General features: G+C 55.8%; 16 protein-coding genes and 4 pseudogenes. 6 read left to right on the plus strand and 14 right to left on the minus strand.

Features of this window, described 5'->3' with window-relative positions; genetic code table 11:
- Positions 1–14: 14 nt before the first annotated feature.
- The gene (locus OM794_RS11910) at positions 15–3,914 is read right to left on the minus strand and encodes an AAA family ATPase (RefSeq protein WP_226251033.1); all 3,900 of its coding nucleotides are present in this window, start codon (positions 3,912–3,914) and stop codon (positions 15–17) included.
- Positions 3,915–3,932: 18 nt separating this feature from the next.
- Positions 3,933–4,616, minus strand: coding sequence for a tRNA-(ms[2]io[6]A)-hydroxylase (locus tag OM794_RS11915; protein WP_226251034.1), 684 nt, complete (start codon positions 4,614–4,616; stop codon positions 3,933–3,935).
- A gap of 543 nt (positions 4,617–5,159) precedes the next feature.
- Between OM794_RS11915 and acnB the strand changes: the two are divergent.
- The 3 genes and pseudogenes from acnB to OM794_RS11930 all read left to right on the plus strand — a co-directional run bounded on the left by acnB (position 5,160) and on the right by OM794_RS11930 (position 10,446).
- Positions 5,160–7,762 (plus strand): annotated as a pseudogene (gene acnB / locus OM794_RS11920) (bifunctional aconitate hydratase 2/2-methylisocitrate dehydratase).
- Between the two features lie 185 nt (positions 7,763–7,947).
- Positions 7,948–8,445: a ribonuclease E activity regulator RraA gene (rraA, locus tag OM794_RS11925; protein WP_226251036.1), complete on the plus strand. Its 498-nt coding sequence runs from the start codon at positions 7,948–7,950 to the stop codon at positions 8,443–8,445.
- Between the two features lie 114 nt (positions 8,446–8,559).
- Positions 8,560–10,446 carry a glycerophosphodiester phosphodiesterase family protein gene (locus OM794_RS11930; RefSeq protein WP_413229726.1) on the plus strand — a complete coding sequence of 629 codons (1,887 nt, stop codon included), beginning with the start codon at positions 8,560–8,562 and terminating at the stop codon, positions 10,444–10,446.
- Between the two features lie 8 nt (positions 10,447–10,454).
- Here OM794_RS11930 and ggt read toward each other — a convergent pair whose 3' ends face one another.
- Positions 10,455–12,245 carry a gamma-glutamyltransferase gene (gene ggt / locus OM794_RS11935; RefSeq protein ID WP_226251038.1) on the minus strand — a complete coding sequence of 597 codons (1,791 nt, stop codon included), beginning with the start codon at positions 12,243–12,245 and terminating at the stop codon, positions 10,455–10,457.
- 107 nt (positions 12,246–12,352) lie between these two features.
- On the minus strand, positions 12,353–14,728 hold the full coding sequence (gene ppsA / locus OM794_RS11940; RefSeq protein WP_226251039.1) for a phosphoenolpyruvate synthase: 2,376 nt from the start codon (positions 14,726–14,728) through the stop codon (positions 12,353–12,355).
- 275 nt (positions 14,729–15,003) lie between these two features.
- Here ppsA and OM794_RS11945 point away from each other — a divergent pair, with 275 nt between their 5' ends.
- A complete protein-coding gene (locus tag OM794_RS11945) occupies positions 15,004–15,837 on the plus strand; it encodes a pyruvate, water dikinase regulatory protein (protein ID WP_226251040.1) in 834 nt (277 codons plus the stop codon).
- Between the two features lie 31 nt (positions 15,838–15,868).
- Here OM794_RS11945 and OM794_RS11950 read toward each other — a convergent pair whose 3' ends face one another.
- The 4 genes from OM794_RS11950 to OM794_RS11965 form a co-directional block, all read right to left on the minus strand.
- Positions 15,869–16,447 (minus strand): hypoxanthine-guanine phosphoribosyltransferase, encoded by a 579-nt coding sequence (locus tag OM794_RS11950; protein ID WP_088700020.1) that lies wholly within the window; start codon positions 16,445–16,447, stop codon positions 15,869–15,871.
- A 53-nt stretch (positions 16,448–16,500) separates the two neighbouring features.
- Positions 16,501–17,550 (minus strand): beta-N-acetylhexosaminidase, encoded by a 1,050-nt coding sequence (gene nagZ / locus OM794_RS11955; RefSeq protein ID WP_226251041.1) that lies wholly within the window; start codon positions 17,548–17,550, stop codon positions 16,501–16,503.
- Between the two features lie 63 nt (positions 17,551–17,613).
- Positions 17,614–18,150, minus strand: coding sequence for a L,D-transpeptidase (locus OM794_RS11960; protein WP_088700018.1), 537 nt, complete (start codon positions 18,148–18,150; stop codon positions 17,614–17,616).
- Positions 18,128–18,820: a TetR/AcrR family transcriptional regulator gene (locus tag OM794_RS11965; RefSeq protein WP_226251042.1), complete on the minus strand. Its 693-nt coding sequence runs from the start codon at positions 18,818–18,820 to the stop codon at positions 18,128–18,130. Before OM794_RS11965 ends, OM794_RS11960 begins: the two co-directional genes overlap by 23 nt.
- Positions 18,821–19,087: 267 nt before the next feature.
- On the opposite strand from OM794_RS11965, the pseudogene lexA reads away from it, so the two are divergent.
- A pseudogene (lexA, locus tag OM794_RS11970) lies at positions 19,088–19,767 on the plus strand (transcriptional repressor LexA).
- A gap of 8 nt (positions 19,768–19,775) precedes the next feature.
- On the opposite strand, the gene OM794_RS11975 reads toward lexA, so the two are convergent.
- Both OM794_RS11975 and purU read right to left on the minus strand, forming a co-directional pair.
- Positions 19,776–20,447: an energy-coupling factor ABC transporter permease gene (locus tag OM794_RS11975; protein WP_226251043.1), complete on the minus strand. Its 672-nt coding sequence runs from the start codon at positions 20,445–20,447 to the stop codon at positions 19,776–19,778.
- Positions 20,448–20,481: 34 nt separating this feature from the next.
- Positions 20,482–21,334 (minus strand): annotated as a pseudogene (purU, locus tag OM794_RS11980) (formyltetrahydrofolate deformylase).
- Positions 21,335–21,564: 230 nt separating this feature from the next.
- Between purU and OM794_RS11985 the strand changes: the two are divergent.
- The gene (locus OM794_RS11985; RefSeq protein WP_226251045.1) at positions 21,565–23,178 is read left to right on the plus strand and encodes a ribonuclease J; all 1,614 of its coding nucleotides are present in this window, start codon (positions 21,565–21,567) and stop codon (positions 23,176–23,178) included.
- 71 nt (positions 23,179–23,249) lie between these two features.
- Here OM794_RS11985 and moaE read toward each other — a convergent pair whose 3' ends face one another.
- From moaE to OM794_RS12005, 4 genes and pseudogenes are all read right to left on the minus strand, one after another.
- Positions 23,250–23,717 (minus strand): molybdopterin synthase catalytic subunit MoaE, encoded by a 468-nt coding sequence (gene moaE, locus OM794_RS11990; RefSeq protein WP_226251046.1) that lies wholly within the window; start codon positions 23,715–23,717, stop codon positions 23,250–23,252.
- Positions 23,718–23,719: 2 nt separating this feature from the next.
- Positions 23,720–24,517 carry a cyclic pyranopterin monophosphate synthase MoaC gene (gene moaC, locus OM794_RS11995; RefSeq protein ID WP_226251047.1) on the minus strand — a complete coding sequence of 266 codons (798 nt, stop codon included), beginning with the start codon at positions 24,515–24,517 and terminating at the stop codon, positions 23,720–23,722.
- Positions 24,518–24,521: 4 nt separating this feature from the next.
- Positions 24,522–25,100 carry a molybdopterin-guanine dinucleotide biosynthesis protein B gene (gene mobB, locus OM794_RS12000; protein ID WP_226251048.1) on the minus strand — a complete coding sequence of 193 codons (579 nt, stop codon included), beginning with the start codon at positions 25,098–25,100 and terminating at the stop codon, positions 24,522–24,524.
- A 72-nt stretch (positions 25,101–25,172) separates the two neighbouring features.
- A pseudogene (locus OM794_RS12005) lies at positions 25,173–26,404 on the minus strand (uracil-xanthine permease family protein).
- Positions 26,405–26,480 lie beyond the last annotated feature (76 nt).

Below are 26,480 nucleotides of genomic sequence, written 5' to 3' on the forward strand. Positions count from 1 at the left end.
CCTGCTTTAGCTTATCAGCCTTCAGCGCCTACCGGCCGCGGCAAACGGCGATCCAACAAGCTAATCCAGCGTGTTAGCACCGGGGCATCACTGTGGCTGACTTCGCTCAACAGCTGCCTAAAGCTATCTTTGGCCTGCTGATCGTTGGGTTCAATACGCGTCAACCATAGTTCAAGGGCCGCTAACTCCTGGTGGCGATTGCCGTGCTCGCGGGACTGGTTAATCGCCATTTCAGCCAGTGCTTTGACTTCATTGGCAGGGTGCCCAAGTAGATCACGCACCTTGGCCAGCTGGGTGGCCAATTCAGGCAGGAATAGCGTGGTACGCTCACGGGCAATCACCAGGCACTGGTCAAGATAATCCTCAGCGGCGTTTAACTCGCCCAGCTCAATGCAGGCATCGGAGTACCATAGCACTGGCCGCTGGTAGCGGTCGCGACCGTTCAACTCCGCCATTTGATTCAGGCTATCGCGCAACTGGGTTAGGCCAGTGGCATCGCCTGCCAGGGCACGCTGCCAACCGAGAATACACTGGCTGGAAATTTGCCACAGCTGCAGATCGGGCGTTCCTGTCATTGCTGCTGCCCGCTCCGCATGCCGTGCGGCCAAGTGTACGTGTCCTAACTGGCGATAGAGGGCAGCGGCAAAGAGCAGTGCCAGCGCCAAGGTACCGGGGTGAGCAATTTTCTCCGCCAGCCGAATCGCCGCCGACACTTGGCGCTCGGCACGCTGATAATCACCCCGCAGACAGAGCGCCCAGCCTTGGAAGCAGGCCGCAGATACTTGCGGATGATCGGAGAACGGCAACCATTCGATCATCATCTGCACATTGAGCGGATCGATTTCATCCAAATGGTCATGAGCCTGTTGAATGCGACCAGCCCAATACTCGCAGTTGGCACGGGCATAATCGGCCAAACGACGATAACGAGGATCTTCAAGACGTGCAGCGAGATCCGCGAGCGTCGACGCCAGTGCAAAAGCATCCGCATGGGCATAGCGCTGACTGCGGCCCACCCAAAGCCCCCACTTAACCAGGAATATCTGCTCTAGATCTTCTGGGTCTTCTAACCTATCGCTACCCGATTCGCGCAGCAGTTCCCGCGCACGCACAAAGCTTTCATGTGCGGTTGGCGAACCGTGGCCTTCTAACGAGAACGCCGCCTGACCGCGCACGGTAAGCAGGCTCACTTCACGCTCAATCTCGTGCTCGACATGGCGCAGACTCGCCAAACCGAAATCGGCCATACGCAGCGCGGTTCGATTGGCGCTCACCTTAAGCGCTTCACGGGCGGCCAGTTCGAAATAGCGCGCACCACGAGCATAGTGGCCGCTGCGGCGCAGATGAGTGGCAAAATCCCCGGGATGGCGGCTAATCCACACCGGAAAGCGCTCCTCTATCAAAGTCACCACTTGCTGGTGCAGCTTGACGCGAACATCCCGGGGGCAGGAGAGGTAGGCCGCTTCTTGCAGCAGCTGATGGCTAAACTGATATTCGTGCTCACCGCTCTCTTTGTCGACCGGCTCAACAATCTCCAGCACACGCATATGTTCGAGCGCTTGGTTAAGCCGCCCTTTTTCCCAACCGCTGCACTCCAGCAGGAAATCCAACCGGAAACGCTTACCCAGCACTGCCGCCACATGGGCAATTTCGCGGTCACCCTCAAGCTGATCGATGCGGCTAGCCAGTAGGCCTAATAACCCTTTGGGCAGTTCATCGAACTGAACACTGCGCCCCTCGCGGCGATCCATGTCCAATCGACGGCAAATTTCCTGCATATAGAGCGGCACACCATCGCAGCGCTCGATAATCTGGTTGCGTAGCCGTGGGCTTAGATGAATACGATAGCGCCGTGACAGCTGTGACAATAGCCGCGAGGACTGCTGCGTATCCAGATTGCCCAAGCTAATCTGCTGATCCCAATGCAGCTTCACCGGCAGTTGTTCTCTGCCATGGTGGCTGGCCACCAGCATAAAGGCAGTATTGATCGGCAGACGAGCCTGCAGCCCGGCGAGCACTTTAAAGGAAGGCTCATCCAGCCACTGCAGGTCGTCAACCATCAGCACCAGGGTATGAGTGGTCGCTTGGCGCTCGATTAAGCGGTGCAGGAGCATCACCACCAGTTCGACCGCTTCGCCGCTTTGGGCCAACTGAGTGATCTCCTGCACCTCGTGTACGCCAAGCGCTTCTTCCAACAGGTGCTGCCGCTCAGGGGTAAGCTGGTCAAGTTCAAGCGTCGCCTGTAGTTCGTGAATTGCCTCAACGGTCAACGGTTGCTTGAGATACCAGCCAACCAGGGTGCGGGCAACACCGTAGGGATCCAGCACCGATAGCCGAGTGGTAGGCTGCCAGCAAATAGCCGCATCACGACTGAGCTCTAACTGACGAAATCCGACCATCAGCGCCGACTTGCCCATGCCAGAGGCACCGCGAACCAACACGCTTTGACGCAAACCTATGCCTGCCCGCGCCAACGCATCGCGCAGCGTGCGCAGCGAGGTTTCACGCCCCACCAGGCTAGGCGGCAGCGCATCGCGGCCACCTTCGTTTAAGCCCAGCACTAAAGCCCGCAGTCGAACGCGACCGTCGCTAGCCACTAAGCGTGATACCAGCCGTGGCTGGAGATCGAGCGCAGGCGGCATGTGCTGGCTGGCCTCTTGAGAGATGACCAGTTCACTGCCTTCGGCAGCGCTCATTAACTCCAGTGATGTTTGAGTGACTTGTCCCAGGGGATCCGCCAATTGCCGCTCGGGTAAATAGACGACTCGCCCGCTGTGTAAACCAGCAGCCAGCTCAAATTGCGGTACGTCGTCTTCGCCAGTCCAGTGGCGGGCGCTCTCTTGAGGAAGTGCCTGCCGGCAGTGCTCATAGAGCGCCACCAACTCAGCCAGCTGGTGGGCAGGCCCATGGGTACCGAAACACGCGAGCCCCAAGCCACCGGTAGCGCCAGGCAGCCAGAAGCCGCCCAAGTGATGACACTGCTGCTCCAGCCAACGCAGGAGCTCCAACTGCAGAGTAAGGCAGTGGCGCGTTGCGGCGCGGTCTTGCCACTCCCCTTTCAGGCGTAGCCGGATAGCCATTACCGAGAGCTGACGCAGCTCAATTTCATCTTCGCGCAGTGGTTTGCTGTCAGGCGCCAGCGCACGTGAAAACGCCCCTTGGGGGCTCATCATGCGCGGGTCATGATGGCCGTCAGACCAGTAGCTGGCCAACTGTAAAAAACTCGGCTCGGGCTGCTGGCCTGATAGCGCCAACAACTGCAAGTAGCTATTATACTGCTCGTGAGCGGCGGCCATTTGATTCTGTTCAGCCAGTTGGCGCACCAAACGCTCATGAAAGGGGCCATAGCCTGAAAAGCGGCTCACCAGTGTTTCCAAGATCAGATCAGGCACATCGGTATGGGCGTCGAGCACCTGTTCAGCAAAACGAATAACCCGTTGGCGCCACTCATTACGGACTTGGACTAACCAGCGCTGAAATTCACTACAGCTTGCCAACTGAAGCTCTTCAATCAGGTCGCCTTGGTAACAGGTCATCAGCGCTTCCAGGGTATCCAGGTCGCGCGGGCCTTCAAGGAGCTGCTGAAGCGTATGCAGGTCAACTTTCCAATGGCCAGGCAGTTGGAAGGCAATCGTTTGTCGGGAGACACTCAACACTTGGTCGGCGCTCTCGCCTAACGATTGGCGTAAACAATGGAGCGCGTGACGTAGGTTGGTTCTACCGGAAGATAGCCCTTGATCCGGCCACAGCAGTTCGGCTAGAGCGGCGCGATTAACCGGCTGACGGTGCAGCAGCAGATAAACGAGCAGCGCTTTCACTTTGTCGTAGCTGAAGTGGGTTAAAACATCTTCACCCTGCGTCAGTGAAAAATGGCCAAATAGGGTTAACTGATCTGTCTCACGAGCATCGCGCATGATAAACATCCTGCCGGACTAAGCGGGCACACCGCTATGAAAACGAAAAGCCGTATCGGTCGAAGTAATCAGCTCCGCTTCACGCGCTACGAAAAAAGCGATCCGCTCAGCAATTGAGTCCGATGTCTGCTGGCGAGCCAGTAACAGATAATCCTCAAAATGACGGCCTTCTGACTTCACCAGGGTACGATAAAACTTTGCCAGCTCTTCGTCTAAATAAGGAATTAAGCAAGCGAATCGTTCACAGCTACGCGCTTCGATAAGTGCGCCGATAATGAGCACATCAATGAGCCGCTCGGGGTCGTTTCTGCGCACGTGCCGCCTTAGGCCTTCCGCGTAGCGCGAAGCGGTTAAATGCTGGTAAGCCACACCACGTGCCTCCATAAGGCCAACCACCTGCTCGAAATGCAGCAGCTCTTCGCGAGCCAATTGCGACATTTTGCTCAGCAGAAGCGGCTGATCCACGTAGCGGTAGAGCAAGCTCATTGCGGTCGAAGCGGCTTTTTTTTCGCACTGCGCATGGTCGATTAGCAGTGTTTCTGGATTTTCAAGCGCCCACTGCAACCACGCATCAGGCGTCGCGCAGGCCAAAAACTGGTGCAAACTTTCTGGCAGTAGATCATCCGCTTTCACCGAGTGGTCAGCCTTTTGCAAGGCACTTTTTTGTATAGAAGGCTGTGACATACTGGGTTGTATCAACATAACACTCTTACCAAGCTTATATCTCACTATTGTACAACATATAAGCCCATAAGGCGCTTATAGTTCCCTGTTGCTTTGCAATCTTTATACCTGAATCGCCTGTTACTAATGTAGCTGGGCGTTTAAAAATGCTCCACACACTTTCAGCCAACACCCTTACAGAAGCTCCACAGTAGTAAAACGGCTCTAAGGTTATAAAGTGAGGAGTATGGTAACGCGGTGTAACGAGAATCACACCCGCACAGCGAGAAGTTAGCTTAGAAGTGGAAAAAAACTTTCCTGGTTTTGAGCCAATTGACTAATAAAAGCGCTTTTGATCCGTTTAAATCTTGGCATCAACATAAAGTACAAGAGCCGTCTTTACTTGCCAGCTTAACATTGTCGACAGTTTGCCGTAGAATCGCAGCCATCCAACCACACGCTGTTTGTCAAGCGTATGTCATATGTGATCGGCTCCACTTCACAACAACTGCGCGGCCAACACCGTGCATCGTGCAGGCCATCACCATAAAGTAAATGAAACGTGAATGAGAGGGCCCCAACGTGCTTGAAGCTTACCGCCAACATGTCGAGGAACGTGCCGCCGAGGGCGTCCCGCCCAAACCCCTAACCGCCGAACAAGTAGCGTCGCTGGTTGAACTACTAAAAACGCCACCGGCCGGTGAAGAAGAGTTTATCCTCGATTTAATCACCAACCGCGTTCCGCCAGGCGTTGACGAAGCCGCCTATGTAAAAGCAGGCTTTCTCACCGCCATTGCTAAAGGTGAAGCAAGCTCTCCGCTGATCGACAAGATTCACGCCGTCAAGCTACTGGGCACCATGCAGGGTGGCTACAACATCGTTTCACTGGTGGAGCTACTCGATAACGAGGAGCTTGCACGCGAAGCAGGCGAACAGCTCAAGCACACCCTGCTGATGTTCGACGCCTTCCACGATGTAGAAAGCCGTGCCAAGAACGGCAACAGCGTTGCCAAAGAGGTTCTTCAGTCCTGGGCCGACGCCGAGTGGTTCCTGTCTAAGCCCGCACTGGCTGAAAAAATCACCCTGAGCGTGTTTAAAGTCCCGGGCGAAACCAATACCGATGACCTCTCTCCTGCGCCGGATGCCTGGTCACGCCCGGACATTCCGCTCCATGCCAATGCCATGCTCAAAAACGAACGTGACGGCATTGAGCCAGTGGTTCCAGGTACCACTGGCCCGCTCAAACAGATTGAAGACGTTAAAGCCAAAGGCTTCCCCGTCGTCTACGTAGGCGACGTTGTCGGCACAGGCTCATCGCGCAAGTCAGCCACCAACTCGGTACTCTGGTTCTTCGGCGACGATATCCCCTACGTCCCCAACAAGCGCGCTGGCGGTTTCTGCTTTGGTAGCAAAATTGCACCTATCTTCTTTAACACCATGGAAGACTCAGGCGCCCTGCCGGTTGAAATGGACGTCACCAATCTGAACATGGGTGATGTCATTGATGTTTACCCCTATGCAGGCAAAGTGTGCAAGCACGATAGCGATGACGTTATCACCACTTTTGAGCTTAAAACGCAGCTGATTCTGGATGAAGTACGTGCTGGCGGCCGTATTCCCCTGATCATTGGCCGTGGCTTGACTGGCAAGCGCGCGAGTCGCTGGGGCTACCCGCTTCTGACGTTTTCCGTCTTTCCGAACAGCCTAAAGATACCGGCAAAGGCTTCACCTTAGCGCAGAAAATGGTCGGTAAAGCGTGCGGTCTAGAGGGCGTTCGCCCCGGCATGTACTGCGAGCCCAAGATGACCACCGTTGGCTCACAAGACACCACCGGCCCGATGACCCGTGATGAGCTGAAAGACCTTGCCTGCCTTGGCTTCCAAGCCGACCTGGTCATGCAGTCGTTCTGTCACACCGCGGCTTACCCGAAGCCGGTGGATGTGGATACTCACCACACCCTGCCCGACTTCATTATGAACCGTGGCGGTGTTTCGCTACGCCCCGGTGACGGTATCATCCACAGCTGGCTCAACCGCATGCTGCTGCCTGATACGGTGGGCACCGGCGGTGACTCGCACACCCGTTTCCCGCTCGGCATCTCATTCCCAGCCGGTTCCGGCCTGGTAGCGTTTGCGGCTGCCACCGGTGTCATGCCGCTGGATATGCCGGAGTCGGTACTGGTTCGCTTTAAAGGCAAGCGCCAGCCTGGCGTAACCCTGCGCGACCTGGTTCACGCTATTCCGCTCTACGCCATCAAGCAAGGCTTGCTGACCGTGGATAAATCCAACAAGAAAAATGCCTTCTCCGGGCGCGTGTTGGAAATTGAAGGTCTAGAAGATCTAACCGTAGAGCAAGCCTTCGAGCTCTCTGATGCCTCTGCCGAGCGCTCCGCTGCGGGCTGTACCATTACGCTGTCTGAAGAGAGTGTCACCGAGTACTTGAAGTCCAACATCACCCTCTTGAAGTGGATGATGGGCAACGGTTACGGTGATGAACGCACCATCAGCCGTCGTATTGAAGGCATGGAAGCATGGCTGGCCAACCCCAGCTTGATGCGCGCCGATCAGGACGCCGAGTACACCGAAGTCATCGAAATTGATCTGGCTGAAATTAAAGAGCCGGTTCTCTGTGCGCCCAACGACCCGGACGATGCACGCCTGCTGTCTGACGTCGCTGGCCAGAAAATCGACGAAGTCTTTATCGGTTCCTGCATGACCAACATCGGCCACTTCCGGGCTGCGGGCAAACTGCTTGAGAAGCAGCCTGCTGGCAGTTTAAAAACCCGGCTGTGGCTGGCACCACCGACGAAAATGGATCAGCATCAGCTGACCGAAGAGGGCTACTACGGCATTTATGGCCGTGCCGGTGCCCGTATGGAGATGCCGGGCTGTTCACTGTGTATGGGTAACCAGGCCCGCGTTGCCGCTAAGAGCACCGTGGTGTCTACGTCTACACGTAACTTCCCGAACCGCCTGGGCGATGGCGCCAATGTCTACCTCGCCTCTGCGGAACTGGCGGCCGTTGCCGCAGTAGAAGGACGCCTACCCAGCGTTGAGGAGTATCAACGCTATATGGGAGAGTTTGACGCCATGGCGGGCGAGATTTATCGTTATATGAACTTTCACGAGATTGAGGAGTATCAAAAGATCGCCTCAAACGTGATTCCGGTCGCTCAAGAAGCCTAACGCTTGTTAAGCGCTTGAAACAGACCGCCCCATCGCCGATGCTCGCACCATCGCAGACGATGTAATCAATTGCATCTTCTGAGTCGATGACCGAACGCCCCGCCACTGTTTTACAGGGCGGGGCGTTTTTTTGCACGGCCCGGTTAGCAGCCTATGCTGATACCAACCTCTCATAAACGGAGCACATGATGACAAACGCGATTGAAATAGTGACGCCCGATCTCTGCGATGCACACCCGGAGGTGGCAGTGCTGGATCCGCTGTTTGCCAATTTTGGCGGCCTTGAAGCCTTTTATGGCCCTATTCGCACGATAAAGTGCTTTGAAGATAACTCCATGGTGAAGCAAGCTGTCGCCGAGCCGGGTAACGGCGCGGTGCTGGTGGTTGATGCGGGTGGCTCACACCGCTGCGCCATGCTGGGTGATATGCTCGCCGAGCAGGCCGTTGCCAACGGCTGGGCGGGCGTTGTCATGTACGGCTGTGTACGCGATGTGGATATACTCGCTGCCCTACCCATTGGCGTTCAGGCGCTGGGCAGTCACCCGCGCAAAAGTGAAAAACGCGGTGAAGGACAGCGTGATATTGATGTCACCTTTGCCAGCGTCACCCTAAAGCCCGGCCAGTGGCTGTACGCAGATAACAACGGCATTATTGTTGCCGAGCATGAGTTGCCGCTTTCATAGCAACGACTTGCATAACAACAACCTGCATAGTAATTAGGTTTGTCTTAACAGAGTCTCTTGCCAGGTGTGGCGGTTGCTGCCACCCTGGGAACTCATTCTTACCGTTTAATGACGATGCAGCCTTTGACCTATCTTGGCTCAGCCTTATTGCGCACGTTGCGTGATCATCTTCGCCCACTGATCGCCTACCACCTGTTTTTTACCCTGCTCGCTTCAGCCCTGCTGCTGCCAGCAATCACCTGGGTAACACGCTGGCTACTGGCCCAACTCAACCGTACCGTGGTCACCAACGATGAATTGATCACGCTACTGTTTAGCCCCCTGGGTCTGGTAGGTATGCTGGTGGGGCTGGGGTTCGCCTTCCTGGTTATTTACTGGCAGCAGGCAGGCATGCTGCAGGTGGCCGTCAGACCTCGTGATAACCACTATCGTTTGGCACTTGAGGCGCTATGGCTGAGCACCCGCCGGCTGCCTGCCCTGGCCGGTCTTGTGATACTCCAGGTAGGCACTCACTTGCTGCTGTTGGCCCCCTTTATGGCCGGGCTAGCATGGCTTTACGACCTGTGGCTAAGCGGCATAGACCCCTACTACCTTCAGCGCGTGCGTCCCCCCGCATTGTGGTACTTCATTGCCTGCGCGCTGCCACTGGTTATTGGCTGGATATGGGCAGCGTCATGGCTCTACCTGCGCTGGCTGTTGGCGCTACCCTTCGTTGCGCTGGAGAGCAGTGGCCCGTGGCAGGCGCTTAGACGCAGCGTTAGCTTAACCCGCGGTTGGCGTCGCTCCATTGGCGCTGCCGTACTTTTGCTATTGGTGCTGATTGTCAGCCTACCGCTACTCGCTACACTGTTGTTTGATCGGCTGTTTACGCCGCTACTCTGGTGGTTACCTGAGCATAATGCCGTGCTTATCCCGGCGATGCTCGCCTACTTAATCGGCTATGTGCTGGTTACCCTGGCCATCACCTTTATCGGTATTGCCGCCAACGCGCTGCTGTCCGCCTGTCTCTATATGCAGTTGGCTCATCGAGAAGCTCGTCCGGCACCTCCTCCCGAGGGCACCAATGCGGGTAAACTGGCCTGGGCGGTAGAACTGAGCGTGCTTATTTTTGCTGGCCTTCAAGCATGGTGGATCCTCAATAGCTTTGAGATACGAGACAACGTCGCGGTGATTGCCCACAGGGGCAGCTCTATGGTCGCCCCCGAAAACACGCTTGCCGCATTAGAACAATCACTGATTGATGGCGTTGACTATATCGAAATTGACGTGCGCTTGAGCAGTGACCGGCAGGTGATGCTCTACCACGACCGCAGCTTGGCACGGCTAACCGGCGATAATCGGGAATTTGGTGAGCTGACCAGGGAGGAGTTAAAACAGTACGATGTTGGTAGCTGGTTTGGCGATGCCTTTCGCAATGAGGCTATTCCCGGCCTGGACGAAGCACTCGACAGCGTGCGCGGAAAAGCGGGGCTAATGATTGATATTAAGCCGCTGCCGGGGCAAGAAGAAGCGTTAGCCGATGCCGTCATTGATGCCTTAAATGCAGAGAGTGACGTCCGCTATCGCTGCTGGGCAACCCAACAAAGCGCCTTCGATGGCTATGCGGCTTGCGGTTTCCCCAACGCGCTCTTAGACATGCGCATGGCCACCATGTCGCCTGCATTACTTAAACATATTAAAGCCCAAGCGCCGGAACTTCGCGTGACTTTACTGGCCCAGCTGATTCTGCCCGGCACGCTAAACCGTCGCGATTTTGATGCCTTAGGACTGCGGCATAACCGCATCACGGAAGGGGAAGTTCGCTTAGCGCGGCTATATGGCTACGAAATACACGCCTGGACCGTCAATGATCGAGCGCGCATGTCGACGCTGATTGACCTGGGTGTCGATGCGATCATCACCGACTACCCAGATCGTTTAACCGAGCTCATTCAAGATCGGCGTGAATTAAGCGACGGCGCGCTGATGTTAGTTAAGCTGCGCAACTGGCTGCGCCAATAAGCGCTTACTTAATCGCCCATTACCACACCTTCGCGACGCGGGTCAGCGCCACCAAAAAGGGTACCATCTTCAAGACGCATAATGGCCTGGAGGCCGCTGGTTAGCTCCCGCTCGCTTACCGTATGGCCACGTTCGCGCAGTGATTCGATGGTCGCCTCAGGAAACCGGCCCTCTTCTACATAGACGTCCCCACCTAGGGTAATCGCATGAGGAAGGTCGAGCGCTTCCTGCGCACTCAGCCCCCAGTCGCGAAGCGCCACTAGCGTACGTGCGGTATAGTGAATTATGGCGGCGCCGCCAGGAGATCCCAGACTTGCCACCAAATCACCCGTGTCCTGATCAAACACCAGGGTCGGGCTCATGCTGGAGCGTGGACGTTTGCCGGGTTCAACCCGGTTAGCTACTGGCTCGCCCTCTATTTCAGGCACAAAGGAGAAGTCGGTCAGCTCATTGTTGAGCAAGAACCCACCCGCCATTCCAGTACCACCATCGGACATAATCCGCGAGCCAAAGGCCTGCTCGATGGTGGTCGTCATGGCGACCGCGTTGCCCTCCTCATCGACAATGCTGATATGGCTGGTACCGTACTCGGGCTGTTCGGGCTGGCTTGCCCAGCTAACATCAAGCTCGCCTGGGTTACCCGGTTCGGCGCTATCGCCCATACTCATCTCTTCGATAAGCGCACTGCGCTGCTCCAGGTACTCAGGTGCCAGCATCAGCGACCAATCGCCACCCGGCGCCTCTACAAAGTCAGGGTCGGCAATGTAACGACCACGGTCAGCAAATGCCAAGCGCGAGGCTTCCAAAAACTGATGCAGCCATCCGCTGCTTGAAACACCATTGTCTAGCGGCGCTTCAAGCAGCGGCTGCTGATCGAGCATACCCAAAATTTGCATCACGGTTAGATGACCTGACGAGGGCGGCGGGAAGCCACACACTTCCCACTGCTGCCAAGGCGTGCATAGCGGATCACGAGCAAGTGCTTCGTAGCCGTTCATATCCTCAAGGGTCAAACTGCCTGGGCGCTCGGGGTAGTTTTGCACGCGCTCAACGATATCTTCCGCCACGGCGCCTTCATGCAGGGCGGCGCTGCCTTGCTCGGCAACTTGGCGAAAAATCGCGGCCATAGCCGGATTTGTGAGCGTTTCACCCACGGCAATGGGCTCACCATCCGCGTCATAATAAAACTGGCTCGCTAGCGGGTCTTGGCGCAGAAACTCATCGTTTGCCAAGCTGGTATGCAACCGACTGCTAACCGCAAAACCCTCCTCGGCCAGAGTGATGGCCGGGGTGAACAGCTCCGACCACGCCAGCTCACCCTGTTCGGCGTGGGCCATCTCGAGCATTCTAAGCGTACCCGGCACGCCTACCGAGAGTCCGCTAACCACTGCCTCATTAAACGCCAGCGGTTCACCCTCCTGCATAAACAGTTCGCCGTTAACGTCTTGAGGCGCCGTCTCACGACCATCATAGGCACGCACTTCGTCACCATCGAAGTGCATTAAAAAAGCACCACCGCCGATACCACTGGATTGCGGCTCGACTAGGTTCAGCACCATTTGCACCGCGATGGCGGCATCAATGGCGTTACCGCCAGCTTTCAGCACCTGGTAACCGGCATCAGTCGCTAGGGGGTTGGCGGCGGCCACCGCAAACGACTCAGCCTCCCAGCCTGGTTTCTCTTCATATCCAGACTCGCTTTCAGGCGAAATGGAAGGTGTTTCATAGCTAAACCCCCAGCTATATAAGGGTGCCACCAACAAAACAGGTAGCGCGAACTTAACTGACTTTGGGGACATCTCTGCGCTCTCCGCGATAAATTAACAAACCACTCCAGAAGAGTAGCCTATAAAAACAACGACGCCCGGCACAATGGCCGGGCGTAAATTAGTTAAAATAAATATAACTACTCGATTTTTTGCCCTGCGAGCATAAACCAGGTTTCCAATACCGCGTCGGGATTGAGTGATACAGAATCGATACCCTGCTCCATCAACCATTTAGCCAGGTCTGGATGGTCTGACGGCCCCTGCCCGCAGATGCCGACATACTTGCCCTTCGCCTTACAGGCTTGAATGGCCATGGCCAGGAGTTTTTTAACCGCTCCATTACGCTCGTCAAACAGATGCGCCACAATACCCGAGTCACGATCCAAACCTAACGTTAGTTGGGTCAGGTCGTTTGAACCGATTGAGAAACCGTCAAAATACTCCAGGAACTCATCGGCCAGCAGCGCGTTAGCCGGCAGCTCGCACATCATAATCACTTTCAAGCCTGTGGGGCCACCACGCTCAAGGCCATTGGCGGCCAGCAGCTCTACAACCTCCCGGGCTTCGTCGGTGGTACGCACAAAGGGCACCATGATTTCGATATTCTCGAAGCCCATCTCTTCACGCACCCGCTTCAGCGCCCGGCACTCAAGTTCAAAGCAGGGACGGAACGCCTCTGAGATGTAGCGCGATGCGCCCCGGAAACCGAGCATGGGATTCTCTTCACCCGGCTCATAGAGCTTGCCGCCAATCAGGTTTTCGTATTCGTTTGATTTGAAGTCTGACAGCCGCACGATGACGCGCTGAGGGTGGAACGCCGCCGCCAGCGTGGAGATACCTTCAACCAGTTTATCGACGTAGAAACTGACCGGGTCAGTATAGCCCGCGGTGCGCAAATCGATCACCTGCTGTAAATCAGCCGGTAAGGTGTCGTACTCCAGCAGCGCTTTAGGATGGACGCCGATCATGCGGTTAATGATAAATTCCAATCGCGCCAAGCCCACGCCCGCATGAGGCAGACTGGCAAAGCCAAAGGCGCGGTCAGGGTTACCCACATTCATCATGATTTTGAAGGGGATTTCCGGCATCGCATCGACACTGGAGACTTTGCAGTCAAACTCCAACAGACCTTCATAGACATTGCCGGTATCGCCTTCTGCACAAGAGACTGTGACGTCGATGCCCTCTTTTAACTGGGTAGTGGCATCGCCACAGCCGACCACTGCAGGTATGCCCAGTTCACGGGCGATGATCGCCGCGTGGCAGGTACGCCCGCCGCGGTTGGTGACGATCGCGGAAGCGCGTTTCATGATCGGCTCCCAATCCGGATCGGTCATGTCGGTGACCAGGATGTCGCCATCATGGATCTTGTCCATATCATCAGGGCTAAGCACCACTTTGACGGTGCCACGGCCAATGCGCTGACCAATCGCCCGCCCCGTAATTAGCGTGCGTCCCTTTTCACGCAGCTGGAAGCGCTCAAGCTTGCCGCCCTCCTGCTGGGAGACCACCGTTTCAGGGCGCGCCTGCACGATATAGAGCTCACCGTCATCGCCATCCAAGGCCCACTCAATATCCATGGGACGCTGGTAGTGTTGCTCAATGGTCATCGCCTGGCGTGCAAGATCCATTACCTGCTGGTCATTGATACAGAACCGGCTGCGGTCGCTATGGGGTACATCGACGGTTTCAACTGATTTACCGGCGCTGGCATCCTTGCCATAGACCATCTTGATCAACTTGGAACCCAAGTTACGGCGCAGTACTGCCGGGCGCCCCGCCGCCAGGGTCGGCTTGTGCACGTAGAACTCGTCAGGATTGACGGCGCCCTGCACGACGGTTTCACCCAGGCCCCAGGAGCCGGTGACAAACACGGCATCTTTAAAGCCGGATTCGGTGTCGAGGGTAAACATGACGCCTGCCGCTCCGGTCTCGGAGCGCACCATCTTTTGCACCCCCGCAGACAAAGCGACATTTTCGTGGGCGTAGCCGCGGTGCACACGGTAAGAGATTGCGCGATCGTTAAACAGCGAGGCAAACACCTCATGCACCGCACGCTTGATATTGTCGAAGCCTTCGATATTCAGGAAGGTCTCCTGCTGGCCTGCAAAGGAGGCGTCGGGGAGATCTTCCGCGGTGGCTGAGCTGCGAACGGCTACTTTCAGCTGTGGGTGCTGTTGCTGCAACTGGCCGTAAGCATCGCGCAGGGCCGCTTCAAAGCTTGGGGGTAACGGCGTATCGATGACCCACTGGCGGATGTTGCTGCCCGCCTCGGCCAGCGCTTTAACGTCGTCGACGTCCAGGCGAGCCAGGGTGGCATTAATGCGCTCATTTAACCCTTCGTGGGAGAGAAATTCACGGTAAGCGTGGGCGGTAGTAGCAAAACCGCCGGGTACCGTTACACCGGCACCGGACAGGTTGGAGATCATTTCACCCAGCGAGGCGTTCTTACCACCTACGCGTTCGACGTCCGCCATGCCCAGCTGATCGAACCACAGAATGTACTCTTCCACGTAACCCCCTCACTCATAGATATCGGCATGACCACTGATATGGGCATTAATGCCGTGGATCATGGATAATTCACTGGGCTACCCTAGCACCGTGCCAATATATTCGCCATTGGTCTAATAGCGAAGAGAGTGGAGGATTTTTACAACAGCAGGGCTTTTTGGGCTATTTATGTAGTCAGGTGCATGGGGCGCTGAAATACCCACCGATGAGGATACGTTGTGCTGACAAACGGCTCGGCTCACAATAGCCGGATCACTCACCAGTGGATTTTGTCATGAAACGTACGGCTTTTTTTATTTCAGATGGTACCGGCATCACAGCGGAAAGTTTAGGACGTAGTTTGCTGGCCCAGTTCAGCGATGTTGAGATCGATATGCAGACCAAACCCTATATCGATACGCTGGAAAAAGCTCAGGCGTTAGCCGCCATTATTGAGTCGACGGCCAGCCGCGACGGCCACCGCCCGATCATTATCGACACCATTGTGGATCAACAAATCCGCGATGTTATTCGGCAGGCATCCGGCTTCAAAGTCGACATTTTTTCTACCTTCCTGGAACCTCTGGAGCAGGAACTAGAGACCCACTCCTCTTACAGCGTTGGGCGCACTCACTCGATTGGCAGCGATGACGTCTACATGGATCGTATCCACTCGGTGCATTTCGCGCTGGATAATGACGACGGCGCACGCACCCACCAGTACGATAAAGCCGATATCATTCTGGTCGGCGTTTCGCGCTGTGGTAAAACCCCTACCTCACTTTATCTGGCACTACAGTTTGGCATTCGGGCGGCTAACTACCCGCTAACGGAAGATGATTTAGACGAAGATGGTATGCTCAAACTACCCAAAGCGCTCGCGCCCCATCGCAACAAACTGTTTGGCTTGACCATTGATGCACGACGCTTATCGGCAATTCGCAACGAACGACGCCCCAACAGCCGCTATAGCTCGATGGATCAGTGCTTGCAAGAGGTAGGGCAGGCAGAGTCTCTCTATCGCACCATGCACATTCCATTTATTGATGCGACACGCTTCTCGGTTGAGGAGATCTCAACGCGGATGATTGCTGAAACCGGCCTAGCGAGGCGCTTTTCGCCCCGCTAAACTGCAACAACCACGGCAAGCCCTCATCGGATTACATACCCTTGGGGGCAAAAATCCCGGGCGCGTTGCGCCAGTAGCCTTTGTAATCCATGCCAAAGCCAAACACATAGCGGTCGGCCACTTCCAGACTGCAGTAGTCAGCCTTCAATCCAGGCACTGCTTTGCGGTCGTGCTGTTTATCGACTAGCACTGCCGTGGTGACACTGGCAGCTTGGGCCTCTTCGCAGTAAGCCAGAATGGCCGCCAGCGTCGCCCCCTCATCCAGAATATCGTCAACAATAACCACGTGGCGACCGGCCATTGGCACCTCAGGTGAAACCCGCCAGAAGAGTTCGCCGCCGCGCAGCTCATTGCGGTAGCGAGTGGCATGCAGATAATCGACTTCCAGTGGAAAGCCAAGACGAGTAAGTAGATGCCCTGTGGTAATCAGGCCACCGTTCATCACACAGTAAAAAACCGGTAGCTTATCGCCTAAATCTCGCGTAATCGCTTCCGCCATACGATCAAGCGCCCGCTCCACTTCTTGCTGAGAAATCAGGCAGTCTGCGTTATCCATCAATTCGCGCATCGAGTCCAGTGACTCTAATGCTTCTTTATCCAGCTTTGACATCTACCAACTCCACGGCGGGTTATAGGCTTCAAGTATTCAAAAAAGGGATTTATTTAGCGCTTGGTTTGCTCTGCTTCCGCGCTGGACTTGGGTTTATCCGCTAGTGCTTCCAGCTTAGCGTGAGTACGACGCCAACGGCCCAGTGCACTCAGTGCGTCCAGGTCTGGCCGAGCACGGCTATAGCGCAGTTTGGCGGGGCGCTTGGTATTGATTCCCTGGCAGGCATCCATCACATCAAGCGCGGCGGCTCGGTCGTTACATACCAGTAGCATATCGCAACCGGCGGCCAGCGCTGCCTGGGCACGCGCTTTGGGGTCACCAGCTTCGTGAGCGCCTGCCATACTTAGGTCATCAGAAAAAACGCAGCCTTTGAAGCCTAGCGACTCCCGAAGCATGCCCAACCAAGTGGGAGAAAATCCTGCGGGGCGTGTATCGAAGGCGCTATAAATAACGTGCGCAGGCATGACACCATCCAGCTGTGAGGCCAACTGGGTAAAAGGAACGAGATCATGCTGTTTAATCACCTCCAGCGGGCGGTCATCTACCGGCAATGCAACGTGGGAGTCCGCCGCAACGCCGCCATGGCCAGGGAAATGCTTACCCACCGCAGCCATACCGGCATCGTGAAGCCCCTGAATAAACGCGCTGCCCAGCTGGGCAACGTGCTGAGGGTCACTACTAAAACTACGATCACCAATAACGCTGGATAGCCCGCTCTCAACATCCAATACCGGCGCGAAGCTCAGATCCAGGCCGCAAGCGGCCATTTCCATCCCCAATAGCCAGCCGGCGTCTTTGGCTAACAGCAGCCCCTCTTCCGGGGTAGTGCGATAGCACTCGCCTATGCGCGCCATGGCAGGCAGGCGGGTTAAGCCCTCCTTGATGCGCTGAACACGGCCGCCCTCCTGATCCACGGCGAGCAGTAAATCAGCACGAACACGGCGAATATCACTGCAGAGCTGGCGAACCTGATAGCCATTCTCGACATTGCGGGCAAACAGAATAACACCCCCGACCGTCGGTTCTAGCAGCAAGCGTTTCTCTGCAGCCGTCAATTTTGGGCCTTCAAGGTCAAGCATGACCGGGCCTAACGGTTGAGTCATCGTGATTGATCCATTAAAAGGGGCGATGATTCTAGACGATCGTCTAGCGGTGTCAAAATCTGGCTAATCGAAGGACTGACGGCCACCGTGCAACCAAACAGGGGTACCCGGTAAGGCTAACGAATAAATGTAGAGCAAATCACTATTGCGTAAGCGAATACAGCCATGAGAGGCAGCAACCCCCATGGGCTCGTCAGGCGGTGTACCGTGAAGGTAAATATAGCGCCGCTGCGAGTCCACCTGCCCACCACGATTCACGCCCTTTTCCAACCCACACAGCCACAGGATGCGGGTCAAAATCCAGTCACGCTCCGGGTGCGCTTCGGCGAGTGCGGCGGAAAAGGTCTCGCCCGTCCAGCGACGGCCTCGAAACACCGCATTTTCGGGCATATCTTCACCAATGGCGGCGCGCACATAGTGCCAACCATGCGGCGTTTTACCGCTACCATTGCGCTCTCCATTACCGGCAGCACCGGATGAGATGGCACACTCGTGTAGCACTTTCGGGCCACGCCAGCAGCGTAGCCGTTGTTGAGCGGTGTCAATCTCCAGCCAGATATTCTCCGTCGGCGGTAGTTCAGCTAGCGTAGGCGTTCGCATGTTTTCCTTCTTCAGGTTGGGCTGCTTCAAGGGTCATGGGTAACGGCGCATTCATGGCTGCCACCACCACCGGGAGTAAGCGCCTGACCAAATCACGTACAGAGACCTGTTCGTGGTAATCCTTCTCGGCAATATCGCGTAGCGCATCGAGGCCAGACAGGGTAAAGATTACCGTTCCTAACATAAAGTGTAGCCGCCAAAAGCGCTCCGCATCGGGTAGATCCGGCGTCGCTTTGCGCACAAGCTCTGTAAAGCGCGTAAACACATCACCATACTCTTGTTGAATATAGCGCCTGAGATGGCCCTGGGCCTGGCTGTAGGCTAGGCCGAGCAGGCGCATAAACACTTTTAAGCTATTGCGCTCGGCGGGTACCGCAAGCACGGTTGTAGCCATCGTTTCTAGCAGTGTTTCAAGCGGGATCACGCGCCCGGCGTGTTGGCCTTCAAGCTCATCCAGCGCAGTATGAAAACGCTGATTAAACGGATCCAGATAGCGGGCAAAAACGGCCTGAATCAGGGCTTTTTTGGAACCGAAATGGTAATTAACCGCGGCTAAGTTAACCCGCGCTTTGCTGGTGATGTTGCGCAGCGAAGTCTCGGCAAAACCCCGCTCTGCAAACAGCACCTCGGCGGTATCGAGTATACGGGTCACCGTATCAGATTGAGCCATGTCGCTCTCCAGGGAAACAGGTGTTTAAAACATAGCAAAATACTATGCCATAACGTAGACGGGCTCAACGCTTGATTTATTGATAAAATATGACGGGTTAAATAAGCAAAAGCTTAGTTTCAAACGATTAGGAAAATTGTATGGACTTCGGCATTAGGTAGTCACAAGGCATATACTGGACAGAGGAACATACTGTATACTTAACCACTTATTGATTAAGTTGCCATTTAATTTGTTACTGTCTATTCACTATTTATGGAGTCTGGTATGTCGCGTCCGCTAACCGCTCGCCAACAGCACGTGTTTGATTTTATCGTTAAGACGATGGGCGAATTTGGCTACCCTCCTACCCGTGCCGAGATTGCCAAGCACTTGGCTTCCGCTCCCCCAACGCGGCTGAAGAGCACTTACGCGCGCTGGAGCGAAAAGGGGTTATTCGCATTATCCGCAACACATCACGTGGCATACGGCTGCCCAACCAGGAACCTCAGGATCTTCTGGATAGCGCAGTCACCACGTTACCTGCTGCCAATATTGAGGCCCCCCCTGCTGGCCTGCCCGTCATCGGGGAGGTGGCCGCTGGCAGTCCGATTTTAGCCGCGGAGCATATTGATCGTTACTGCCCACTGCCAGCCGAGTACTTTACCCCCAAAGCCGATTACCTGCTGCGTGTACGCGGTCTTTCAATGAAGGATATTGGTATTTTGGAAGGTGATTTATTGGCGGTTCATCGCACCGACAGGGTTCGCGATGGCCAGATTGTGATTGCCCGACTGGAGGATGAAGTAACGGTTAAGCGCTTTAAACGCCAGGGCCACCAGGTAACGCTGTTTGCAGAGAACCCTGACTTTGCGCCCATTGAAATCGACCTGCGCTCCCAGTCCCTCGATATCGAAGGCGTCGGTGTTGGGGTGATTCGTGGCGGCAACGGCCAAGCTCTCGGCTAATCACCAAGCTACTGCATGTCGATATAGCGGTGGTCATTGAAGGTGGCCACCCAGTTCGGGTGATAGACCAGTAGGATGCTCAGCAGCATGCCGGTAAGAAACGCCTCTGAAGGCATTAGCAGGGGCAAGAAACGCGCGTACTCCTGGGCGAGATAGACCGCCTCCGGGTCAGTCCCCGCGACGATAATCAGCACGACCGCCGCCAGCCCTCCTCCCAGCGTTGCCAGCGCCGCGCCAAAAAAGCCGCAGGCAAACAGAAAGACCATCAGGTTATCCGGCAGGCGGCGATCTACCAGCCGCCATACCGTGCCAATGACAGCCGCCGGAACGATCCCGGTAACCAGCACGTTTGCCCCCAGCAGTAACCACTCATTACGGCCAATCACCACCATGGCGATATTGATCAGCACGTTGCTAATGAGCGCTAATGGCGCTTTAAAAACGAGTGTCATCAATACCGTAAAGACAAGGTGCAGCGTTAGCCAATCAACCGCCTGGGCACGCAGTTGCCACATCAACATCACCGCCAGGGTAGCACCCAGCCAGCGGTGCTGAAGCGCGGTATTCGCTATCAACACCTGCCAGGGCCGCCCCCAAAGCGCCCATGCGATGACTGCTACCGAGAGTAGCCAGGTGAGCAGCAGCGCCCACGGCGCTAAAACACTTTGCGCGAATGACATGGCGGCCTCTCAGGTCGATGGCGTTTGGAAGCCTTTAACTAAATACTACTGTCTTATTGCCGTGCACCAGCACACGATCCTCTAAATGCCAACGCAAACCGCGGGCAAGCACGGCTTTTTCGACATCACGACCAAAGCGCACCAAATCTGTCGGTGTGTGGCAGTGGCTAACGCGATGGATATCCTGTTCGATGATAGGGCCTGCGTCGAGTTCCTCGGTCACATAGTGGCAGGTAGCGCCAATCAGTTTAACGCCCCGCTGGTAAGCCTGGTGGTAGGGCTTAGCTCCGGCAAAAGAGGGCAAAAACTGTGGTGAATATTGATCACTCTTCCCGCATAGCGCGCGCACAGTTCGGGGGCAGAATCTGCATATAGCGTGCCAACACTACGCAGTCAGCGCGAGCACTGTCGATTTCAGCCTGCACCCTGGCAAATGACACTTGCTTATTGTCAGGGTCGACAGGGACATGGTGGTAGGGAATGCCATACCACTCGGTCAGGGAACGCATATCGTCATGATTGGAGATAACGCCGACAATATCGCAATCCAACTCACCCGCTTGCCAGCGGTAAAGCAGATCGACCAGGCAGTGTGACTCTCGCGACACCATCAGCACCACACGGCGGCGGTGCTGGGTATCCACCAGTGACCACTGCATATTAAATTCGCTGGCTACTGGCGCAAACGCCTCGCGTAGCGCTTCCACCGACATACCCACCGAATCCGCCAGAATTTCATAACGCATAAAAAAGCAGCCGGTTTCTAAATCGGAGTGCTGGCTGGCTTCGGTAATGGAGCCGCCCTGCTGGGCAATAAAGCTCGATACCCGTGCAACAATGCCCACGCGATCAGGACAGGAAACCACTAAGCGATAATAATGAGACATGTGAGCTACTCTTGACCTATTTCTGAGGTAATTATGACAAACCAGCGGCTTAGGCCTCATATTGTATCGGAAGGCCAAGGATGATTGTTAGCCGCCCCTGCCTTCCCGTATAGTTAAGTCACTACTTTTTAGGTTTTTCATAACAGATGCATTCATCACGCGTTCAAATTCGTCCCCGTCGTCGTCCACCACTGCGCCTTTTGCCGCTGGGGGGATGTGGTGAGATTGGAATGAATCTAACGCTATACGGTTATGACGATCACTGGATAGCCGTGGACTGCGGCATGATGATTCGTCAGGATCTTCCCAACTCGCCGCTACAAGTGCCCAATCTCGACACACCGAAAGCACTGGGAATCGTACCCAAAGCCCTATTTATCACCCATGGCCATGAAGATCATATTGGAGCGGTAGCCTGGCTCTGGCCAATGTGGAACTGCCCTATTTATGCCACCCCGCTGGCGGCTGGGCTGTTGCGCCTGAAGTTTGCGGAACACCAGCTTAGCAGCGCGGCTATTCATGTCATTGAACCTGGCGAGGCGCTAGAAAGTGGGCCCTTCACGCTGCGCTACTTGCTTTTAACCCACTCGATTCCCGAAAGCTGTGCGCTGGTAATGATGGCTGGCGGCTATCGTGTTTTACATACCGGCGACTGGAAGCTCGACCCTGAGCCTATCATCGGCACACCAATCAATGCGGCCCACCTCAAGGCGCTTGCGCCGATTGACCTGGTAGTGGGCGACTCTACTAACGCCCCCATGCCCGGCCACTCCGGCAGCGAGGGGGATGTGGCTCGGGCGCTGGCAAAAACACTGAGTCACTGCCAGGGCCGCGTGGTGGTCTCCTGCTTTGCCAGCAATCTTGCCCGTGTCTTAGCGATAGGACGCGCAGCCCATCAATGTGGCCGTCGCATTAGCTTAATGGGTCGCTCAATGGAGCGCATGGTCAGCGTTGCCCGGGGGCTCGGCTATATGGATGATTTACCGTCACTGGTGCCCAATCAAGACCTGGGGTATCTCCCCCCGGATGAAGTGGTGATTATCGCTACCGGCAGTCAGGGGGAGCCCCGCGCTGCGCTACAACGCCTAGCCCAGGGCCGTCACCCCTATGTTGACCTGCAGCCAGGCGACAACGTGATATTTTCGGCTAAAGCCATTCCTGGTAATGAACGCCCCATCGAGCAGCTTAAAAAGCGTTTGGCACAGTTGGGCGTCAACCTCTATGACGAGGTCAACCACCCTGAATTGCACGCCACGGGGCATCCTGCCGAGGATGAACTGATAAAACTCTATCAGTGGGTCAGGCCCAAACACCTTATGCCGGTGCATGGCGAAGCACGCCATCAGCAGGCACATCAGGCCATTGCCAAGCGGTTGGGTATTAGCGCACCCCTGACGCCGATAAACGGCGATCTAATCAGTTTCGATAGCCACGGGTTGAACTGCGAAGCGCGCTACCCCCAGCCCCCCTGCATTGTCAGTCAAAACAGCGTAGTGCCTCACCCTGGTTTGGAGGTGAACGATGCCAATAAGAAAGCCCGCCGCGGCAGCTTATACCTGGCACTGCCGGTGACGGCTACTGACACTGGATGGGCGCGCATTGGTCGTTTGATGCTGGATGCCTCGGGGGCCAGCCCGCTGGATGAAGATAGCTTTAGCGATTGGCTGGATGATCAGCTTGAAGAGATTGCTGCAGAGACGCTCGCCGACTTGCGACAGGCATTGCAGCCCCGCTTGGTTCACTGGCTCACGGAGCATATGCAGCACCTTCCCGATGTGCATCTACAGATTATGGCCGCCGAAATGCCAGACCCCATCATTCTGGACAACGCCGCCAATCGTTAGGAGGGTTGCTCACTCAGTGGGTCAAGGGTAGGTTTCCGCGGTGGAATAAGCCATCATTTCACAGAGCAGCATCAACGCCAGCGCGCAGCATCTTGTTGATCAGAGTGGCGCTCTTTAACCCAGTATTCGCCCTGGGTAGAGTGCTCTTTCTTCCAGAAAGGCGCCTGGGTTTTAAGGAAATCCATAATAAAATCGCAGGCTTCGAACGCCTCACGCCGGTGTGCACTAGCCACTAACACCCGCACAATCGGATCGCCCGGTTCCAGGTAGCCGACGCGATGAATAATCCGCACCGCCTGGAGCGACCAGCGTTGCCAGGCCTGTTCGCCAATCTCCTTCAGCGTGCGCTCGGTCATGCCCGGGTAGTGTTCCAGCGTTAACGCTGTGACGTCCGGCGTTTCATTGAAATCACGCACGAGTCCGGTAAAACTTACCACTGCGCCAATATCGCTGCGCCCCGCCAAGGTATCCTCGTAGCCGTAGGCCATTGAGAACGGGGCTGCTTGAACCGCTACTGTAATATTTGGCTTAGTATCCACACTCACCCCCCAGTCACCGGCGGGAAAAACGCCACTTCGTCATCATCGGTCACTAACGCATCATCATTGGCCATCACCTGGTTAATCGCGCAAAGCGTGCGCTGGTCGGTGAGCTGTTTAAAGCGACTATCCTGCTCCGCCAGTGCGGCTTTTAATCCGCTAATGTCACGGCTGGCCAACTGATCAAGGCTCACAACCGCCTCGCTCTCGCCTACCCGCTCGCGCAGTTCGGCTAAAAACTTGACCCGCACGCAGGGTGAAGGGCAGCGTTCGCCCAAGCTGACTTCCCCGGCTACGCCATCGCCTGTCACTATTGGTGCTTGGGCGCTCATGCGCTGGTAGTCACCCCGCTGACCACCCTGCTTACTGTCGAGCTGAATGGCCTCAATACGCATACCTTTATCGACCGCTTTGCACATATCGTACAGCGTCAAACAAGCGACCGAGACGGCGGTCAGGGCTTCCATTTCAACCCCGGTGCGGCCATTCAAACGACACAGCGAGGTCACGTGAACGCAGGATTCGGCCAAATCAATATCGAATTCAACCGAGACCTTGGAGAGCGCCAGTGAGTGGCAGAGAGGGATCAGCTCATGGGTACGTTTGGCCGCCTGGATACCGGCGATACGTGCGGTGGCCAGCACATCGCCCTTGGGCAATTCACCGTCGCTAAGTAATTTCAGCGTTTCCGGCTGCATCACAATGCGCCCCGAGGCGACTGCTTCGCGGCGGGTTTCCTGCTTATCGCCGACATCCACCATATTGGCTTCGCCACGGGTATTGAGGTGGGTAAGATGCATATTGTCACCGTTCCTTTTTTGAAGCCCAAGCACTTGAAAATATAGCGTCGTTTTTCGCGCTTACCCAACTGACTATCCAGCGCGCTATTGCTTCACTATCGTCTAGATCTAACTGGGCCACCGAAGCCGCCAGGTCGATAGGCGGTGGTGCACTGAGTGCGGCCGCCTCAACCCATCGGTCGGACAAAATAGCAGGATCACCAATCCCATCGCGGTATAACACCAGTTTAGGGATTGGCCACGCTTTGAACCCTTCGACAATCAACAAATCGGGGTGGTGCGGCACCACCATGGCAATTAGCTCAGCTAAATCTGGCTCGTCCTGGCCGGGGGTTTCCTGCATCAGCGCAAAGCGCTGACGGGAAGCCACCAGTACCGGTGCCGCACCTGCGCTGCGCAGTTTATAACTATCTTTGCCGGGCTGGTCGACATCAAATGAGTGGTGAGCATGCTTGATCACGGCGACTTTCAAGCCATACTCACCCAAGCGTGGCAGCAGCTTCTCTAACAGGGTCGTTTTTCCAGTGCCGCTCCAGGCAGCAACCCCTAGAATGGGAAAGGGTGCGGTTAGTTCGTTTTCCATACTGCCGAGACTCCCGATAATCACTAAACGCACTTTACAAGCAACGCGACGCTTACAATGCCCGCGCTTAGCTTACTCGCCCTCTTGCTCGCGGGGTAATAGCCAGTTCAACGTAATACCCACCAAGGCGGCCAGACTAACGCCCTGCAGCGTAAACTGGCCACCGCCAAACTGCATGCCGCCGATACCAAACACCAGTATTAGCGACACCACGACCAGGTTGCGCGCTGCGGTCAACGACTGACCGGCGCGTACCAGGTGTTCATACCGACCACCGCGATAGAGCCAAACAGAAGCGTCATGATACCGCCCATTACCGGGCCGGGAATAGTCTGTAGCAGCGCGCCAAGCTTGGACACAAATGCCAGCACAATGGCAATCATCGCCGCAACGACCATGTACTTGGGATTAAACGCCCGAGTGAGGGTTACCGCGCCGGTGACTTCCGAGTAAGTGGTATTCGGCGGCCCACCAAATAGCGCTGCCACGCTGGTTGCCAAGCCGTCACCTAACAGGGTGCGATGTAGGCCAGGCTTTTCCAGGTAGTTTTTACGGGTCACCGAACCAATCGCCACCATATCACCAATGTGTTCTACCGCTGGGGCTATCGCGACCGGAATCATAAATAGAATGGCCGCCCAATGAAAACTCGGAGCAGTGAAACTGGGTATCGATAGCCACGCTGCCTCCCGCACCGGTGTAAAGTCGACGACACCCATCAATAGCGCCAAGGCATAGCCGGTGACAATGCCGCCCATAATCGGTACAAGGCGAAGTAGCCCACGACCAAATACGGCAAGCACCAGGGTTACCAGCAAGCTGGTCATTGATAAGAAAATCGCCGCGCCATAGCCGATGTTTTCACTGGTTTCACCGGTCGCCATGCTGACTGCCACCGGCGCCAGCGCCAGACCAATCACCATAATCACCGGCCCCACCACCACAGCGGGCAGCAAATGGTGCAGCCAGGCGGTGCCTTTTAAACGCACAGCCTGAGAGATCGCCACATAGACCAGCCCCGCCGCCATTAGCCCGCCCATGGTCGCCGAAACCCCAAAGCTCGCCACAGAGCCTTGAATAGGCGCTATAAAGGCAAACGATGAGGCCAAAAACACCGGCACGCTCTGCTTGGTCACCCCATGAAATACCAAGGTTCCCACTCCCGCCGTGAACAGCGCAACACTTGGGTCGAGTCCTGTCAAAAGCGGCACTAACACCAAGGCGCCAAACGCCACAAATAGCATTTGTGCGCCGGTTAATATGACTTTTGGCCACGACTCAGCCTGACTGGCAGCTTCACGCATAAGTGAATTCCTAGTGATTATTGGATTTTAGGTGTGCAAAAAAATGCCCCTGACGCTAGGCGTAAGGGGCAATTTC

Source organism: Halomonas sp. BDJS001, from assembly GCF_026104355.1.
Lineage (GTDB): Bacteria > Pseudomonadota > Gammaproteobacteria > Pseudomonadales > Halomonadaceae > Vreelandella.